The sequence below is a fragment of the Thermodesulfobacteriota bacterium genome, from assembly GCA_035559815.1.
Taxonomy (GTDB): domain Bacteria; phylum Desulfobacterota_D; class UBA1144; order Nemesobacterales; family CSP1-2; genus DATMAT01.
The window spans coordinates 79,004-97,381 of the sequence record DATMAT010000034.1; the positions used below are offsets into that span (position 1 = coordinate 79,004).

Sequence of the window (18,378 nt, forward strand, 5' to 3'; positions counted from 1 at the left end):
ATTCAATTATACTCGATTTTTCTCCCAATCATCGAGTAAAAGACGCCAACCAAGAACCCCAGGCTAAATCTGCCCTGCATTCTCACTTTTTGACTTATCGGGAATAGCAGAAGGGGTAAATACCTTGACCCGTTTGCCAGAAGCATGAGCCATATAATTAACGGGTACCGGTGTCTTAGCTTGGCAAAGGATAACCCGACAGCCCGAGCCTTATTGGAGTCGGTCATTATGAGTGGAGGATGAAGATAATTGAGTCTATTAGACTGATAAAATCTCCTGCCCGAGGCCATAAACCTCACCACGAACTCCACGTCCTCCTGTCCGGTTATCTCCGAGATAAAACCTTTTAGTTCTTTTAATACATCCCTCCGGTAAGCCATACAACGGTTTGTAGGGAAATAGGGCTGGTGATAACAATACTTTCCCTCTAACACGCAATAACTGGCAGTACCACGGGGTATGACAGCATCAGCCCCGGAATCTTCGAACTCTTCGACTAAATTCGAGAGGAAGTCCCTTTGCAAGATCACCGTATCATCGTCGAGGAATAATACCAGCCTTCCTTTAGCCTTGGAGAGCCCGTAATTTCTGGAGTAACCCATCTGCCCATGGTTCTCCGAGAGCGAAAAATACCTCACATTGTGCAGCATTGGCTTAAAAACCTCCGAAATCTTTTTGCCCTCATCGCTTCCTCCCCGGTCCTCAACCAAGATCACCTCGAATCTCTCCTGGGGAAAATCCTGCTCGGCCAGACTGTGAAGGACATTCTTCAGGATGTTTATCCTTCCGTAGAAGTTTATTACACAAGATATATCGTAACCTAAGTCCCCACCCTCAATATCAGCACTTCCCTCTAAGGGGAAAGGAAACAGCCTATAAGCCGCCAAGAGTAGGCTTGTCCTTAGATTCATGGTTTTCTTCACTTTTGGTTACATTTGTAATTGCTCTACGGGAAAAGTCAAGCGATTAGTTGGCTAATTGCCATCTTTACTTTAGAATATGGATTGGAGAATATCTTATGGGCGGGTCGAGGGACAGGATCATAATTAAGCAGGGCGATATTACCGATATGGAAGTAGAAGCAATCGTGAATGCGGCCAACACGGAACTGGTTCTGGGAAGCGGGGTCGCCGGGGCCATAAGAAAGAAAGGCGGAGACACAATTCAAGAAGAATGCGATAACATCGGCCGCATCCCGCTCGGGCAGGCGGTAATTACCGGAGCGGGGAAATTAAAGTCAAAATACATAATTCATGCAGCCGGAATGCACCTCGGCGGCCGGGTAACCGAAGAATCTTTAAGGGAGTGTACTATGAATTGCCTGCTAAGGGCTGATGAGAAGGGAATTAGGACCATTGCATTTCCAGCGATTGGGACTGGGGTAGGAGGTTTTCCGGTCGCTGAATGCGCTAGGGTCATGATCGACACAGTCATAGACCATATTAAAAGATATCAAAATATCGAAACGGTTTATTTTGTCCTTTTCGATGAGAAGAACTTTAAAGTTTTTGATGACTGCCTGAAAAGCAAGCAAGGACATTGAAACTCGATTCATTTCGATGAGACGCATGGCGTGCGTCTCATCCAGGGTGAGTGTTTGACTTACCAACACACTATAGAAGAGTTGGAAAGAATAATTAACGGCAGAAAGACCGTTAAGGCGAGCAGAGAGGGGATATTCACCCCGGCCTCGGTGATGCTAATACTGAGACCGGAAGAGAACGACTATTCGCTACTTTTTATCAAGAGGCCGGAGAATTCTGAAGACGTATTTTCCGGACATATGGCCTTTCCCGGAGGGAAGATGAAGGAGGAAGACGGCAGCAAACTAGAGACTGCTATACGTGAAACTTTTGAGGAAACCGGGATAAACCTGAGGGAAAGCGGGAGGGTTATCGGCGAATTAGACGATTTCAACCCGAATAACCCCCGGGGCAGTCATTACATCGTCACCCCCTACGTGGCCTTCTTGACAAAAGATACGGAGATAAGGCCGAATGAAGAGGTAGCCGAAATCATATGGATCCCTATCTCCCATCTCAAAAATGAGAAAAACGTAGAGGTCAGGATAGTGGAGAAGCAAAAGATGCAGATAAAAGATTTCGTTTTTTACTACCGGGACTACGTGATTTGGGGAATAACGGCAAGGGTTCTGCATAAATTTCTTTCGATAGCCGGAAATCTTTTTTAGTATTTATATGTAATAGTCAGAATTTGAGATTTCGGTCAATGTAAGCATAAGTATCTCTTTCAACGCTGTCATTCTGAATCGAAGATGAAGAATCTAGATAGTATTAGATGCTTCGCTTTGCTCAGCATGACAACGTAAGCCGCTCGTGGATTCCGTCATATAAGAAGGGCTCCAGGGTGACATTTATAAAAGTGAAATCAATCTACTAGACACAACTTGCTAAGGCGTTGTCCGTTTGATTAACTCCTGGCTATTACAATTATATCAACCCGATGTTATAGATTTTTACACTCCATGATGATAAAATTCCATGCAAGCATTTCCGGATAGGGAGAGATAGATGAGAGGAGTAAACAAAGTAATTCTAATTGGCAACCTGGGACGAGACCCAGAGATAAGATACACCACCAGCGGTCAAGCCGTGGCTAACTTTACCATGGCTACGACTGATGTAAGGACGAACAAAGACGGCAACAAAGTAGAGTCAACGGAGTGGCATCGCGTTGTCGCCTGGGGAAGGCTGGCGGAAATATGTGGTGAGTATTTATCCAAGGGGAAAACGGTTTATATAGAGGGAGCTCTCAGAACCCGTTCCTGGGAAGACAAAGAGGGGAAAAAGAGGTGGACGACAGAGGTTGTAGCCCGAAACATGCAAATACTAAGCCCCGCCGGAGAGAGAGCAGATTCAACTTCCGCCACCGCTGAAGGACTCGTTGATGATTTCGAGGTCGGCGATGAGCCGTTTGGCTCGGATGACGATGTTCCTTTTTGACAAGGGAGCTTCTCAAAAGTTTGACTATTTCTATCCCCCCTTGAAATCTAGCACCAAAAACAAGTATCCAACATCGACGATATGGCCGAAGAAAGCAAAAAGCGTACAGGTATTATCAGAACGGTGGAGAAACCATGGGGTTATGAAATATGGTGGGCTTTAACGGATAAATACGTCGGAAAGATCCTTCATATAAACAAGGGCCACAGCCTGAGCTATCAATACCATAAAGTAAAGGATGAAACTATTTACCTCCACACCGGCGAGATGATACTGGAGATCGAGGAAGTGGGAAAACCCAGAGTAACATTGAGGATTCTGCCGGGAGAAGCTATAAGGATTACACCCCTTACCAAACATCGCATGACCGCGGTCGAAGATTGCGATGTTTTGGAGGTATCCACTCCGGAAGTGGAAGACGTGGTTAGACTGGAGGATAAATACGGGAGGTCATAGGTGATAAAATGGATGTCGCTGTGATTGTTCTTGCCGCGGGCAAGGGTAAAAGGATGAAATCCATACTTCCGAAGGTAATACACCCCATTCTGGGGCGTCCGATGATAAGCTATGTCCTGGATGCGGTAATGAAAATAAATCCTAAAAAAATAGCGCTCGTCGTCGGACACGGTGCAGAAAAAGTCAAGGGGGTAGTTGCCGATAAGCACGTGGAGTGGGTTCTACAGGAAGAGCAACTGGGAACCGGCCATGCCGCCAGTTGTGCCAGGAAGGTGTTAGCCGGGTTTAAGGGCAACGTACTTATACTAAACGGTGATTTTCCCCTTATTACCCCCAAGACCTTAAAGAACTTTATCACCGGCCACAACAAAAGCAGGGCCAGCGTGTCCATTCTCACCGCTATTCTCGACGATACCGAAGGGTATGGACGGGTGGTAAGGAGCCAAAAGGGTGAAGTCTTAAGGGTGGTAGAAGAAAAAGATGCTACCCCTAGCGAAAAAAAACTAAAAGAGATAAACTCAGGCGCTTATTGTGTCGAATCTCCTTTTCTCTGGCGAGCGCTTGAACGCATCGGAGCCGGGAATAAACAAGGGGAGTATTATCTTCCGGATGTGGTCAACATCGCTTCCAGCCAGGGGAAAAAGGTAAAGGGTTTCGTCGTAGCCGATAATAGAGAGCTACTGGGAGTGAATACCCGAGCCGATCTGGCAGAGGCCGAGGAAATCCTCAGAAGAAGAATAAACCATAGCCTCATGCTGTCCGGCGTGACAATGGTATGCCCGGAGTCTACCTATATCTCCCCAAACGTTTCAATCGGAACCGATACGGTGATTCGTCCTTACACATTCATCTATGGCCATACTAGGATAGGAAAAGGATGCGTCTTAGGCCCGTCGGTATGGATCGAGGATTCAAAAATAGGGAATGAAGTCACCATAAAGTTCTCTTCGTACATAACCGGTGCCGATATCGAAGACAAGGTAACTATAGGTCCGTTCGCCCATCTCCGCCCCCAGACGAAAATACTTTCCGGGGCTAAGATTGGAAATTTTGTGGAGGTAAAGAAATCGAGAATCGGGCTCAATTCCAAGGTTCCTCATCTCTCCTACATCGGGGACGCCACCGTGGGAGCAGGTGTAAACATAGGGGCGGGGACAATTACCTGCAACTATGACGGCTTCCAAAAGCACGAAACCTTGATTGAGGACCAGGTCTTCATCGGAAGCGACACCATGCTCGTTGCCCCACTAAGGGTAGGCCGGGGAGCCACCACCGGTGCAGGTTCAACCATAACCAAAGACGTCCCCCCCGGGGCGCTGGCAATAGGAAGGGCGAGACAGGTAGTAATCGAAAATTGGAAAAGAAAGCCAAAGGATAAGAAGGAAAGAGAATAGCCTGTTCAAGCAGCAGCTTATATTCGGTGCTTAAGTCGAACATCTAAGAACGAAGCCCTTTTGAGCAAATAATTCCTCTTGATGTTCGAGGCTAATCAATCACACGATATCCGCGATTTGAAATTAACATATCCCGCTAATTGATAATTTAGTAAATTGCTCGATAGAATCTTATAAGTTTCTTTTTTTCAGGTAAATTAGAAAATGCTACTTTAAGAGGAGGGGTGGCATTTTATGAAAGTCCTGGTAATTGGTGGAGGAGGGAGGGAGCACGCCCTATGCTGGAAGATAAGGCAGAGCCCTCTTGTCAGTCGGGTCTATTGCGCACCGGGAAACGCCGGTATCTCCAGACACGCAGAGTGTGTGAATATCAAGGTCTCGGATATTGACGGACTGGTACGCTTCACCAGGGCTGAGGAAATCAACCTGACTATAGTAGGCCCGGAACTGCCGCTGGCATTCGGCATAACCGATAGATTTCTGGAAGAAAAGCTCAGGATCTTCGGGCCGACGAAGGCGGCGGCGGAGATAGAAAGCAGCAAGGTGTTCGCCAAGAACCTTATGAGAAAATACAAAATCCCCACAGCATTCTACTCCACGTTCTATAATTTTGAGGATGCGGTGAGATGGGTAAAAGAGGTCAAGCCGCCTCTCGTGGTAAAGGCAGACGGGTTGGCCGCCGGAAAAGGAGTGGTAATATGCCGGACAGAGAAAGAGGCGGTGGAGACCCTTGACGCTATGATGAGGAGTAAAATTTTTGGGGAGGCCGGGGATAGAGTGGTTATAGAGGAATTTATGGAGGGGGAAGAGGCCTCATTTTTGGCCTTCACCGACGGAGATACCGTGCTTCCCATGGAGTCTTGCCAGGACCACAAGGCCCTTTTAGACGGAGACCAAGGACCAAACACTGGAGGAATGGGTGCATACTCCCCTGCCCCAGTGGTTACGGCAGAGGTACGCCAGAAAATCATGGAAAGGATCATGATACCGGCTGTGAACGCCCTCAAAGAAGAAGGCCGAAAGTACAAGGGTATTCTCTATGCAGGGCTGATGATTAAAGACGGAGAGCCCAGCGTCCTGGAATTTAACTGCCGGTTTGGGGACCCGGAGGCACAGCCCTTGATGGTAAGGATGAAGTCAGACATAGTCCCTTTAATCAACGCGGTTATAGACGAGAGGTTATCCGGACAGGTAATCGACTGGAAGGATGAATCGTCCGTTTGTGTAGTGATGGCTTCGCGCGGCTACCCCGGTGATTACAAAAAGGGGATTGAGATCAAGGGTATTAAAAACGTAGAAGTCATCGACGGAGTCTTTGTTTTTCATTCCGGGACTGCTTTTGAGAACGGTAAAATAGTGATAGATGGGGGAAGGGTGCTCGGGGTTACTGCACTGGGTAGTACGATCAGCGAGGCCATTAATCTAGCTTACAAAGCGGTCGAAAAAATAGATTGTGAAGTGCTCTATTACCGAACAGACATAGGAAAGAAAGCACTCAAGCATCTTTAGCCATCCTTAAACTTCAGTTGTTGAATTTGTGCTTAGAATTTGTTACACATATTTTAATAACGTATGGAGGTAAGGTAAATGGCAGAAATATGGTACATGGAGATGAACGCCGAAAATCTAGACGGACAAGAGCCCAGATACAGACTGGAGTTCACAGAATGCATAGAACTGCTTAAGCTATCTCCAGAACGTTGGAAATGTGGGCCCGAGAAAATACCAAATATAAAGACTGGTAATCCATTTATAGACGAAAGTGGATATGTTGGAGTCCTAGTCATAGTCAGTCAGGATGAAATAGAAGCTCTGGCCATTAAAGGAGAGTGGAAAGCCGGTTGGTATCATTCTCCCTTGACATTGGTGGGAACCGAGAAAGCTATGGCCAGAAAAAAATAAGATAAATTCCATCAGCTTGTAATTTTCATTTTTATTCCGAACGCCTACCGTCGTTGACAAGGTTTTTAAAAAAGGGTTATATAATGGCGACTGAGTTCTAGCTTCATACCCTATTCCGATATTCAATCGAAAAAAGAATGGCAAACCGTGACCAGAGCCAGCCAGATAAAAAAGCCGAGTCCGAAGCTTTAAACAGCCAGAGGGACAACTTATGCCGCTACTAACCGAGGACCACGAGGAGATAAGAAAATCCGTCCGCAAATTCACAGACGAAGAAGTTATACCGGTTGCACAGGAATTAGACCGTCAAAATAAGGAAATTCCTGGAGATATCATCCATAAAATGGCCGAGCTTGGCTACTTCGGGTTGATATTTCCCCCGGAGTATGACGGGGCAGGGTTAGATTATATAAGCATGGCTATCGTCGCAGAAGAACTAAGCCGAGGATGGCTGAGTGTGGGAAGTGTAATGACCAGGAGCATTATCACCGGCACCTTACTTCTTATGCATGGAACGGAGGAGCAAAAAAAGAAGTATCTTCCGGGCATTGCTAGTGGAAAACTCATGACCGCCGCTGCCTTTACCGAGCCCGACTCCGGTTCGGATACCGGAGGCATGAAGCTCCGCGCCACTAAGAAGGGGAACGGTTACGTGCTACACGGAGAAAAAACCTGGTGCACTTTTGCCAATCGGGCCCATCTACTCACGGTAATAGCCCGTACCGACCCGGACATATCCAAGAGGCACCGTGGGCTAAGCATCTTCTTAGTAGAAAAGGAAGCAGGGGATGAGATAAAACACCCGAACATCTCGGGAGGGCCTATTCCTACCGTGGGCTATCATGGCATGCGTTCTTACGCCTTGAGCTTCGATGAATGCTACGTCCCGGCCGAAAACCTGATCGGTCTCGAAGAGAACAAGGGTTTTTATCAATTGATGTCCACCTACGAATCGGCCAGAATCCAAACCGCCGCCCGCGCCGTCGGGGTGGCGCAGGCCGCCTTTGAAGCCGCACTAAAATACTCCAAAGAGCGCACTCAATTTGGCCAGCCTATCTGCAACTTCCAAGCCATAAGGATGAAGCTTTCGGAGATGGCATCCAGGCTCGAAGCGGCCAGACAACTGGTTTACTACGCCTGTGACATGAAGAATACGGGCAAACGCTGTGACCTGGAAGCGGGTATGGCCAAGGTTATCGCCGCGGAGATGGTCGAATATGTGACCAGGGAGGCAATGCAGATCTTCGGAGGCTACGGGTATTCCAAGGAATATCCGGTGGAGAGATACTGGAGAGACGGAAGGGTAATAAGTTTGTTTGAGGGCACCACTGAGATTCAGCACGAGGTTATAGCCAGACGACTTATTGAATTAAGTTAAAAAGAAATTCATTACCCGACCAAGAATTGAGATGAAAAGATACATTGGTAAAAACTGAGCTTTGTGATGCAGGATTCAAGATGCAGGATGCACGATAAGTCATGGATCATGCATCGTTCGACTGAGCTCACGACGAAGTCTTGAATCATTCTATCCGTGAAAACTCGTGGTTATCGGTGGCTAACTGGTATTAATAAATTAAGGAGGGGATTATCTTGTTCGTCTTAGATGGAGGAGCCAGGGTGGTTGTTCCCAGGACCGAGCTAACCTATCCTGGACACAATTTAAAATTACACCAGAATGCGGCAGACCCGGTGAAATCCCCGGTCGACCATGTGATGGCCGACCTGGAGGATGCTTGTCCCTATGAATTCAAGGGAGATAAGAGCAGGCAGGTTATGGTGGAAGCACTTAACACAATAAACTTTGGAAAGAAGGTCGTCACCGTGAGACCGAATAACCTCCGGTCCGAATTTTTCTATGGGGATATGGAAGCGGTGATGAGCGGCGCAGTGGATAAGTTTCACGGCGTAATAATTCCCAAAATCTACGGGCCCGAGGATGTAAAGCTGGTTTCAGACCTATTAGACCAGTTAGAAGCAAAATATGGTTGGAAAACGAAGGTGGCAATAGAAACCCTCATCGAAAGACCGCGAGCACTCGAATACGCCTACGAAATAGCCACCGCCTCACCGAGGATGGCCGGCCTAATCTTCGGAATTGCCGATTATGCGGCGGAACTGGGCGCCGACCCCGACTTACTGCTGGATAGGCAGAACGAGGTCTTTTACTACGAGAAGAAAGCCACGGTTACCGCGGCCAAAGCGGCGGGGCTCCACGCAATTGATAACGTCTACCTAAAGATTTGGAGAAAAGACGACCCGCCGGAAGTGGTGAAGCAAATCGACGAAGGCCTCAGAAGAAAGAATGAGGGCGCCGCAGCCATCGGGATGGACGGAACCTGGGTAATCCATCCTCAGCAGGCGCAAATCGCAAACGAGTGCTATACCCCCACCAAGAAGCAAATTGAGGAAGCAAAATACCAGCTCGGTTTCTATCATGAAATGGGCGGCGGCTCCATGTTCGACCCGAAGACCGGACAGATGATAGATGAGGCAACAGCCAAGATAGCCCTTATGAGGATATCCAAGGCGTACATGGCCGGCCTAGTCGACAAAGAATACGTCGACTCGATGGCAGAGAAAAGTAAATCTATCACCGGATACGATATACGTCGCTCTGGGGAGAGAAAGTAACATGCTCCGGATCTCACTACAGTCATCCCTGGCCTACTAACTATGAATTAAATTATGAATTAATTTAAGATACGTGATAAAAGGAGACGTGCCCCTTTTTCCCAGTCAAATTCTCTATTGTAACAATTACAGTGGCGATAGCTGTAGTAGCGACACGCTGCAGCGTGCCCCTACAGTCGCAAGATATGGCTCAATTCGCTCGCAGTGGTTAGGAGTACTTCGATGGAATTTACACTGAGTGAAGCATGCCCTGAGTGTAACCGAAGGATGAATGTGCTCGGAATGAAAATATAGTGGATTAGAAAGTCCTGCCTTCCGTCATTGCCACACACCGCTGTCATGCCCGAATGCATTAATCGGGCATCCATTTTTTAATATTCTGGATTCCCACTTTCGTGGGAATGACCAAGCGGAGGATTCCTGCTTAATATTTGCCGTACTGACAATTTTGCCCTCTACCTATAGGTAGATAGTGCTTTCCAACCCAGGTTAAATCCAGTCCGAAAAATGGAAGGTACGGTCTAGAATGGCCCGCCGTGTAAGAATGTTTCGCAGAATTCACACAGGATACATTCGATTCTCTCAATCAAAGGATATCAAACTATCTTTTAATCAACTTAGCGATTGCCGGAATGTTCTCTATATAATCTTCGGAAAGAATTTCTGGGAGAATCCCGCTCGTCTATAACCTAGACGAATTGCCTGAGAAACCTGACGCTGTTCTCGAAAAACAACCGGATATCGTTTATACCGAATTTAAGCATGGCAATTCTTTCGATTCCCATCCCGAAGGCAAAACCGGTATATCGCTCCGGGTCGTAGTTAACGCTCTTGAATACCTCCGGGTCCACCATCCCGCACCCCCCTATCTCCAGCCAGCCGGAGTTTTTGCACACCCGGCATCCCTTGCCCTGGCAAAATACGCATTGAATATCCACTTCGGCACTTGGCTCGGTAAAAGGAAAGAAGCTCGGTCTCAGCCTGACTCCAATATTAGAACCGAACATATGCCTTACGAATTCATTAAGCACTCCTTTTAGATGTCCGAAATTCACATTCTCATCGACTAAGAGCCCTTCTACCTGATGGAACATGGGTGAATGGGAAACGTCGCTGTCGCACCTATAAACCTTGCCCGGCGCTATTATCTTCACCGGTGGTTTCTGCTTTTCCATCACCCTGACCTGAACGGGAGAAGTATGCGTTCGTAAGACGATCTCGTCGGAGATATAGAAAGTATCCTGCATGTCCCTGGCCGGATGGTCCTTGGGAATATTGAGCGCCTCGAAATTATAGTAATCGAGCTCCACCTCCGGCCCTTCAGCCACCTCAAACCCCATCCTCTCGAATATAGTAATGATTTCTTCCATGACTTGGGTTATAGGGTGTTTCGCTCCTAGTGGAAACCCCCTTCCGGGAAGGGTGACATCCACACGTTCGGTGAGAAGTATGTGCCTTTTCTTATCCTCCTTGATCTCCTCTAACCTATTTTCAAAGAGGTTCTCGATGAAGTTCTTAACCTCGTTTATGAGCTGTCCCATCTGCTGCCGCTCCGATGCCGGAACGTCACGCATTCCTTTAAGCATCTCGGTTATAGCACCCTTCCTCCCCAGATACTTCGCCTTCACGTTTTGAAGGGCATGCTCATCGACGGCTGAGTTTAATTCATTCTCCGCCTCGGTTTTTATTCCTTCTAGTTTTTCTTTCATCCTAGACTCCTAGTTTTTAGCCACAAAAGCACTAAGACACAAAAACAAGAATTCAGTAGGCAGTAGCTAGTAGGAAAAATTCTGAATTCTGACTCCCTGGCTTCTGGATTCCTCATATTCCTCCTTCGTGTCTTTCTGTCTTAATGGTTAGAAAAACCCTAATTCCCTGCCACCGAAACTACGGTTATGGCGATCATGGCCACTCCTATAGCCCCCTTTGTGATCGTTCCAAACACCCTTCCGAAGAAAGCCCCTCGTCCTGATTGTATGGCCTGGTCGAAGCCCTTTTTCTTGAGAAGCTCGACAAAGAAAGCCCCGGCGAATGCCCCCAAGAACGCCCCTATGACCGAGCCGATTCCAAAAAGAAAAGGCGCACCCAGGATAGCGCCGATAATCCCGCCAGCGATAGAGCCGACGATTGCACTCTTACTGGCCCTCTCTTTTTTTGCTCCGGCTATACCCAGAAAAAACTCCAGCAGTTCTCCTAGGAGAGCTAAAGCCGCCAGGACTATTATAACCTTTGTGGTAATCTCGTTAAATCCCTTGTACCATCCGTAAAGAATGGAATCGGCCAGGATAATGAAAGTGCCGGGGAGGCCAAACAGAAGAGAGGCAAGACCTATGAATGCAATAATTATGAATACGATAAAGACCAGATAATCCATTCATTATTATTTACCTGGGAAAATATATTAATCCAAATCTTTCAGCAATTTCTTCATCAGTGGATATTTTGTGGTAGTATTTACCGGCTCCGTTGTTTAACACGTTATCTAAATACCTATCTTGAACAGTAAACTTCAAAACGCTCCATAGATAATAAAATCGGATATGAGGCTAGTTTATGGAATTTATAAAAGACGTTATCGACATCTTACTGCACTTTGATAAATATCTCGATTTGATAATAAGGACTTACGGCACCTGGACCTATGTTATTCTTTTTCTCATTATATTCTGCGAAACAGGGCTAGTAGTAACTCCTTTCCTCCCAGGGGACTCGCTTCTTTTCGCCGCAGGAGCATTCGCCGCTCTCGGCTCGCTAGATCCAGTTCTTTTAGTTATTCTTCTCAGCATCGCCGCAATACTGGGTGATAACGTGAATTACTGGATAGGGCACTTTATCGGCCCGAAGGCATTTACCAAGGAGAAATCACGCTTTCTTAACAAAGAATACTTGGAACGGACACATCAGTTCTACGAAAAATACGGCGGAAAGACCATTATCATTGCCCGATTTATACCAATACTACGCACCTTTGCCCCCTTTGTGGCGGGTATAGGAAGTATGACCTACAAGAGATTTACTATCTACAACATCACGGGAGGAATTGTCTGGATTGTGACTTTTGTGCTCGCCGGTTATTTCTTCGGCAACATTCCTTTCATCAAGAAAAATTTTGAGATAGTCATACTGGCCATCATTATAATATCCTTCCTGCCGGGCATAATCGAATTTCTACGCCAAAGATCTAAATCTAATTCCAGAGCATATTAGCTCGTTCAGGTTCGAATAAAAAGCACCAGCGATTCATGCCATATCCCCACCCGTTCCATCGCCTATACTCTAGGCCGACTTCCGAGCAAAGCCTCGAATTAAAGCAATTACAATGCAAATTCCAGTCGCATCCGAAAAGAAGTTTTGCACAGCCAATTCGCCGCTATAAGCCTGCCAGTTTGTGTTCGTGACAAAGCTGACGGCGGTATTCAGAGCCAGATGCCAGGTAAATCCAGGAAACCTCTGTGGATTAAGTGGAAGAACCCCCTGAAGTATGAGGATTCCGAAGAGTATCAGTATCCCCAAACCGTTAAAAGTAAGCATTGCCAGAGCGTAGCCCTTCCAATCCATCTCTTCATCGCTTCTTATGCCCGCTATTCTATAAACCAGATTTTCCGAACGCCTAAAAACCGGGCTTGGAAATGTATGGTCACCCTGATAGACCCTAGCCATATAAGTACCGAATGGTTTCACTAGAAGAGTCGCAACAATCAAAACCAAAAACATCACCAAAAGATCAAGTAATACATCTATTCTCTGCATAATTTATTCTCCACATGCTAAAAGAAAGTTGATCAGGCTCAAGCAGAATCCTAGACACATGATTCCGCATTTGCCTAAACCGAGAATGGAGTTGCTCAAAGCGGGAATCATCATGATAGGTATGATCCCCAAGATATTATGTATCGCATGGAGAGCCGCCCAGAAATGATCACCTTATATTGGAGATTGGCTGGGACAGGAATGAAGAAATGTACTCCACTTTCATCCCTGAGTGAATTTGCAAAGGGTTTTTCATTTTGTTCCTCCTGACAACGCCTACGAGGTTAGCTGACGGGCTCGGGTCGGAAGGATTAACCCTACATCGCTTCTGGATGATTCGCCCCTAAATCCTGGTTCCCCCGCTTTTCCTTTTGTGGAGAATTCGGCGATTGCATTTTAAGGTTGTTTAGCATAGTATATTTGCCATTTTTGTCAAATCCACTTTGCACAAACTGTGGTAATTCGAATGCTTAGTAACTCGGCTGTTTTTATCTTAGTATCTCCGGTATACTCAAAGACTTCTTGGATGCAACTTTTTTGAATCTACTCCAAGGAAATGTTGAATCAGAATTATGCTAAACTAGAACAGAGAACCCTGACAACCCAGTAGAAATTAAGCTTAGAAAGTTTGTGTCAAAAAAGAATAACAAAGCAAACTGCCGAGAAATTATTACGGTAAAAAAGACCACACACGGGTTTCGAGTACTTTTCTACTGAGGCGACCATTTACTCTCAAATAGATTTTTATGTGAAAGTATAGACTCAGGAAAATCAGAGGTTTAGCCAATGATCTCTATAGAAATCTTACTATTAGGATCCTCCATCTTACTATTACTGAGCATACTTGCCAGCAAGGCTTCGGATAAAATAGGCGTCCCAGCCTTACTACTCTTTCTACTAGTAGGAATGCTTGCCGGTTCGGAGGGACCGGGAGGCATCGAGTTTGATAATCCCTGGCTGGCTCAATCCCTGGGGGTTACGGCTTTGTCTTTCATACTCTTTGCCGGCGGACTTGATACAGATTGGTCAAGCATCCGCCCGGTGTTATGGAAGGGACTTTCCCTCTCAACTCTTGGTGTATTAATCACGGCTTTGCTTGTCGGATGTTTTGCCGCATTCGTACTGGACTTCTCCTTACTCGAAGGCTTATTGCTGGGAGCAATAGTTTCTTCAACAGATGCTGCCGCCGTCTTCGCTGTGTTGAGATCAAGAAACGTCAGCCTAAAAGAACAACTAAAGCGACTGTTGGAGCTGGAATCGGGAAGTAACGATCCGATGGCTGTCCTTTTAACCATCGGCCTAATTAGTCTCTTGATTAACCCTACCGAATCCGTGCTTGATTTGGTTCCGATGTTTATACAACAAATCGCTCTCGGCGCTTTAATGGGTTATGCCATTGGCAGAGGAATTATTTTAGTGGTCAATTATTCGAGACTGCAATATGAAGGTCTCTATCCGGCGTTGACGCTGGCATTAGTTCTTTTCACCTATGGAGCGACTGCATCTTTAGGTGGTAATGGCTTTCTTGCGGTATATATCGCCGGACTGGTCGCGGGGAACAGCAACTTCATCCATAAGAAAAGTTTGATAAGATTTCACGACGGACTAGCCTGGCTTATGCAAATCACCATGTTTTTATCACTTGGTCTCTTAGTCTTCCCGTCACACCTTGTGCCGGTTATAGGGGTGGGAATGTTATTATCGTTATTCCTAATTTTTGTAGCCCGTCCGGCAAGCGTATTTCTCACCCTGCTGTTTGCCAAAATTAATATCAGAGAAAAAACCATGATTTCGTGGGTTGGGCTACGGGGAGCGGTTCCGATTATTCTGGCTACCTTTCCCCTGGTTTCCGGGGTTTCCCAGGCTGAGATGATTTTCAACCTGGTTTTCTTCATCGTGCTTACATCTGCTCTTATTCAGGGGACATCCATACCGCTCATTGCCAGGCTCCTTAAGGTAGACGAGCCGATTCCGGAGAAGCCCAAATATCCGATTGAATTTGAGCCTGCTGAGAATATTAAAGCGGAGATGGCCGAGTTGGAAATTCCAGATGATTCGACAGCCATCGGTAAACAAATTGTAGAATTAGGCCTACCCCCGAACACGCTGATTATGTTGATTAACCGAAAGAACGAATTCATCGTCCCAGCCGGTGGGACGATCATTGAACCTGGTGATAGGATGCTTCTGCTAGCGGATAAAAATACTCTTGAACAAGTAAGTTCGATACTAAAATCCGATAAGTCAAAAGAGGTTGCCTAACCGTACCAATATCAAATTCATTCAGTCGCCTAGCTCTAGGTGAGCACCCCTTTCCTGTGCTTCCAGTAAATCACAAAGGCACTGGCCACAAATATTGAGGAATAGGTACCGACAATTACACCCACGATGAGCGTAAACGCAAAATCATGGATTACCGCGCCTCCCAGTAGAAAGAGAGCGGCTAGGACAAGGAAAACGGTTAATCCGGTCAAAATTGTCCTGGACAAGGTCTGACTGACCGCTTCATTCACGAGCTGTCTAAATCCAATCTTCGTGGCTTTTCTCAAATTTTCCCTGATTCGGTCGAAGATGATGATCGTGTCGTTCACCGAATAACCGATCACCGTCAGGAGCGCGGCGACAATGGCCAAGGTAAACTCCTTATCCATTATGGAGATTGCCCCCAGGGTTATCAATACATCGTGAACGATCGCAATAACCGCACCCAATGCATATTCAAACTCAAACCTGATCATGAGGTATAAAAGTATCCCCACACAACCAAGCAAGACCGATATTACTGCCTTCTGTATAAGCTCCCTGCCGACATTGGGACCGATGTAATCTATCCTAAGAATGCTGGCTCCTTGAAATTCAGGAACGTTCTTAATCAGGTCTTCAAGCTTGTTCTGCAGTTCCTGGATCTTATCGAAAGCTATGACCTTGGGAGAAAACCTTATGAGATAATCGTTATCCTGGGGCAACCCCAGTTGCTGGACAGCTTCGGCGGTGTATCCAGAGGAGCTGAGTATGTTTCTTATCTGGTCCGATTTTATTTCTTTTGCAAATTGTATATGTACCTCCGTCCCACCGACAAATTCCACACCCCAGTTCGGGCCTTTATGATAAACGAATGAGATAATACCTATAAGAATCAACCCCCACGAGATAAAAACCGCCTTCTTCATCTTACCCACAAAATCAATGTACGTACCGGGTTTGATTATGTCCAAGTTACTAAAACCTCCTGATTTTCAAAAGAATTCAGAAGCCGGAAGTCAGGAGCCGGAAGTTTTCTTCCGTATTCTGACTTCTGACTCCTGGATTCTCTTCTCAATTTCATCATATGCTCAAGGCCTCCACCTTTTTCTCTCCGTAAATCAGGTCGGTTATTACCCGCGCCACGATCACATTGCTGAAGACGGTGGAAATTATTCCTATACAAAGAGTTGCCGCAAAGCCCTTAATAGGTCCGGTGCCAAACCAAAATAGTATGAGTCCGGTGAGAAGGGTAGTTATGTTCGAATCTAACACCGTCCAGAGGGATCGGCTGTATCCCGCCTCGATGGCCGCCAGGGGGGACTTTCCTACTCTCAGTTCCTCCTTGATTCTCTCGAAAATGATTATGTTTCCGTCCACAGCCATCCCCATGGTCAGGACCAGACCGGCAATACCGGGAAGGGTGAGTGTTACCCCGAAAGAGGAGAGAAATCCGAGTATAAACAACATGTTAAGGATAAGGGCAGTATCCGCCACTACTCCCTGAAGCCTGTAGAATACGATCATGAAGAGGAGAACAGCAACGCCCCCTACGATCATAGATAGCTTTCCCTTCTCGATCGAATCCCTACCCAGCGAGGGGCCGACGGTTTGCTCTTGTTCGACATCTACCGGAACAGGCAACGCCCCGGAGCGAAGCACTAGAGCCAAATCCTTTGCCTCGTCGACGGAGAAGTTCCCGGTAATTCTCCCCTGAGACGAGATCCGCTCCTGAATGACCGGGGCCGACTTAATCGTTCCGTCGAGCACGATGGCCAGCCTCTGTCCCACGTTTTCCCCGGTGAGTTGTCCGAACCGGCTGGCTCCTTCTCCCCTAAAGCTGAATCCTACAGCCGGCCGTCCAAACTCGTCGAATATCAGTCTGGCGTCGGATAGATACTGCCCGGTTACCTGAGCCTCGCTCTCGGTTATGAAGAATTCTTCATTCTCCTGACCGGTATCGCCAGGATGAAGCTGGAGCCCTTGAGAAGCAAGCTCTTCAGGGGTGGTAACGTTGTACTTGGCAAGAAGGGTTTCCTCGGTCGGGCCGGCATCCTTTACAATCTTGAATTCGAGCACAGCGGCGCGTTTTATTATGTTTATTATCCTTTCCCGGTCTGCGGCGGAAGCTCCGGGGACTTGAATTAAGATTCTATCGGCACCTGCTCGCTGTATGATCGGCTCGACTAAACCAAACTCCAGCACCCGGTTTTCTATCGTTTCCTTCACCTGGTCGATGGCTCTTCTTTGCAATTCGGTAATGTATCTATCTTTGAGCGTGAGACTAAGAGATAGGTTATTCTCGCTAATATCGGCAATATCCTTGTAGTTAGACTCTATAACCCTTCCTTTCTCCAGGTCGTCCTTAGAGAAAAAACTGATAGTGAGCGTCTTATCATGGTTGTCGAATCCCTTCACCAGGACCTGTTCTTTATTCAGCTCATCGGTTATAGACTCTTTCATGTTTGAGAGCTCATGCTCTACCGCTTTATCGGCCTGCACGCCGAGGAGGAGAAAAACCCCTCCTTTTAAATCGAGCCCTAGCCTGATTCCGCGGTCGGGGAAAATCTTACCCCACCAGCTAGGTAGCTTGTCACCCAAGAAAGTGGGCATCATAAAAATCATGGAGAGAAAAGTTATTACCAGTATGACGGTGATCCATCCTCTAGAGGCCCTTCTCATTTCTCGGATTTTTCCTCCTTTCCCTTTTTCTCTTCTTCATCTTGAGCGGCCAAGCCCGATACACCGGCGCGGGAGAGCCGCACGTTAACCCCCTTAGCAATCTCGAGCGTGATGACGTCTCCGGTGATATTCAGAATCCTCCCATATATGCCGCCAGAGGTAATCACTGTATCTCCCCTTTTCAGGTTCTTGAGCATCTCCTGCCTTTCCCGGCCCTGTTTCTGCTGGGGCCTCAGGATCAAGAAATAAAACAGCACGAAGATTAATACGAACGGAAGGATAGCAGCGATAGGAGAACCGGCAGCGCCTCCTTCTCCTCCTTGAGGCATCGGACACCCTACCAAAAATACCAAGAC

17 protein-coding genes, 1 pseudogene and 1 riboswitch are annotated in these 18,378 nt (G+C 46.8%); of the genes and pseudogenes, 11 read left to right on the forward strand and 7 right to left on the reverse strand.

From position 1 onward, the window contains the following. Positions 1-2 precede the first annotated feature (2 nt). Complete coding sequence (locus tag VNN20_09825) at positions 3-911, reverse strand: glycosyltransferase family 2 protein (GenBank protein ID HWP92480.1); 909 nt, start codon at positions 909-911, stop codon at positions 3-5. Positions 912-1,018: 107 nt separating this feature from the next. Here VNN20_09825 and VNN20_09830 point away from each other — a divergent pair, with 107 nt between their 5' ends. From VNN20_09830 to VNN20_09870, 9 genes are all read left to right on the forward strand, one after another. Then, a complete protein-coding gene (locus tag VNN20_09830) occupies positions 1,019-1,543 on the forward strand; it encodes a macro domain-containing protein (protein HWP92481.1) in 525 nt (174 codons plus the stop codon). Positions 1,544-1,573: 30 nt separating this feature from the next. Next, on the forward strand, positions 1,574-2,191 hold the full coding sequence (locus VNN20_09835) for a CoA pyrophosphatase (protein ID HWP92482.1): 618 nt from the start codon (positions 1,574-1,576) through the stop codon (positions 2,189-2,191). 340 nt (positions 2,192-2,531) lie between these two features. Next, entirely contained in the window at positions 2,532-2,963 is a 432-nt protein-coding gene (locus tag VNN20_09840; GenBank protein HWP92483.1) for a single-stranded DNA-binding protein, read from the forward strand. An 81-nt stretch (positions 2,964-3,044) separates the two neighbouring features. Then, complete coding sequence (locus VNN20_09845) at positions 3,045-3,419, forward strand: cupin (GenBank protein HWP92484.1); 375 nt, start codon at positions 3,045-3,047, stop codon at positions 3,417-3,419. Positions 3,420-3,427: 8 nt separating this feature from the next. After that, positions 3,428-4,813, forward strand: coding sequence for a bifunctional UDP-N-acetylglucosamine diphosphorylase/glucosamine-1-phosphate N-acetyltransferase GlmU (glmU, locus tag VNN20_09850; GenBank protein HWP92485.1), 1,386 nt, complete (start codon positions 3,428-3,430; stop codon positions 4,811-4,813). Positions 4,814-5,047: 234 nt separating this feature from the next. After that, positions 5,048-6,322, forward strand: a complete 1,275-nt coding sequence (gene purD, locus VNN20_09855) for a phosphoribosylamine--glycine ligase (protein HWP92486.1) — start codon at positions 5,048-5,050, stop codon at positions 6,320-6,322. A 78-nt stretch (positions 6,323-6,400) separates the two neighbouring features. Further along, positions 6,401-6,715 (forward strand): hypothetical protein, encoded by a 315-nt coding sequence (locus VNN20_09860; protein ID HWP92487.1) that lies wholly within the window; start codon positions 6,401-6,403, stop codon positions 6,713-6,715. Positions 6,716-6,926: 211 nt separating this feature from the next. Beyond that, positions 6,927-8,093: an acyl-CoA dehydrogenase family protein gene (locus VNN20_09865; GenBank protein HWP92488.1), complete on the forward strand. Its 1,167-nt coding sequence runs from the start codon at positions 6,927-6,929 to the stop codon at positions 8,091-8,093. Between the two features lie 215 nt (positions 8,094-8,308). Beyond that, positions 8,309-9,349, forward strand: a complete 1,041-nt coding sequence (locus VNN20_09870) for a CoA ester lyase (GenBank protein HWP92489.1) — start codon at positions 8,309-8,311, stop codon at positions 9,347-9,349. A gap of 689 nt (positions 9,350-10,038) precedes the next feature. Here the strand turns inward: VNN20_09870 and pheS are convergent. Both pheS and VNN20_09880 read right to left on the reverse strand, forming a co-directional pair. Then, entirely contained in the window at positions 10,039-11,058 is a 1,020-nt protein-coding gene (gene pheS / locus VNN20_09875; protein ID HWP92490.1) for a phenylalanine--tRNA ligase subunit alpha, read from the reverse strand. 158 nt (positions 11,059-11,216) lie between these two features. After that, positions 11,217-11,723 (reverse strand): DUF456 domain-containing protein, encoded by a 507-nt coding sequence (locus tag VNN20_09880; GenBank protein ID HWP92491.1) that lies wholly within the window; start codon positions 11,721-11,723, stop codon positions 11,217-11,219. Positions 11,724-11,902: 179 nt separating this feature from the next. On the opposite strand from VNN20_09880, the gene VNN20_09885 reads away from it, so the two are divergent. After that, complete coding sequence (locus tag VNN20_09885; GenBank protein HWP92492.1) at positions 11,903-12,556, forward strand: DedA family protein; 654 nt, start codon at positions 11,903-11,905, stop codon at positions 12,554-12,556. 78 nt (positions 12,557-12,634) lie between these two features. On the opposite strand, the pseudogene VNN20_09890 reads toward VNN20_09885, so the two are convergent. Then, positions 12,635-13,063: pseudogene (locus VNN20_09890) on the reverse strand (potassium-transporting ATPase subunit KdpA). 294 nt (positions 13,064-13,357) lie between these two features. Further along, positions 13,358-13,497, reverse strand: a riboswitch (cyclic di-AMP (ydaO/yuaA leader). Between the two features lie 388 nt (positions 13,498-13,885). Here VNN20_09890 and VNN20_09895 point away from each other — a divergent pair. Beyond that, entirely contained in the window at positions 13,886-15,361 is a 1,476-nt protein-coding gene (locus VNN20_09895) for a potassium/proton antiporter (protein HWP92493.1), read from the forward strand. Between the two features lie 35 nt (positions 15,362-15,396). On the opposite strand, the gene secF is transcribed toward VNN20_09895, so the two are convergent. The 3 genes from secF to yajC all read right to left on the reverse strand — a co-directional run bounded on the left by secF (position 15,397) and on the right by yajC (position 18,351). Then, positions 15,397-16,314, reverse strand: a complete 918-nt coding sequence (secF, locus tag VNN20_09900; GenBank protein HWP92494.1) for a protein translocase subunit SecF — start codon at positions 16,312-16,314, stop codon at positions 15,397-15,399. 109 nt (positions 16,315-16,423) lie between these two features. Further along, positions 16,424-18,022: a protein translocase subunit SecD gene (secD, locus tag VNN20_09905; GenBank protein HWP92495.1), complete on the reverse strand. Its 1,599-nt coding sequence runs from the start codon at positions 18,020-18,022 to the stop codon at positions 16,424-16,426. Beyond that, positions 18,019-18,351 carry a preprotein translocase subunit YajC gene (gene yajC, locus VNN20_09910; protein HWP92496.1) on the reverse strand — a complete coding sequence of 111 codons (333 nt, stop codon included), beginning with the start codon at positions 18,349-18,351 and terminating at the stop codon, positions 18,019-18,021. Before yajC ends, secD begins: the two co-directional genes overlap by 4 nt. Positions 18,352-18,378 lie beyond the last annotated feature (27 nt).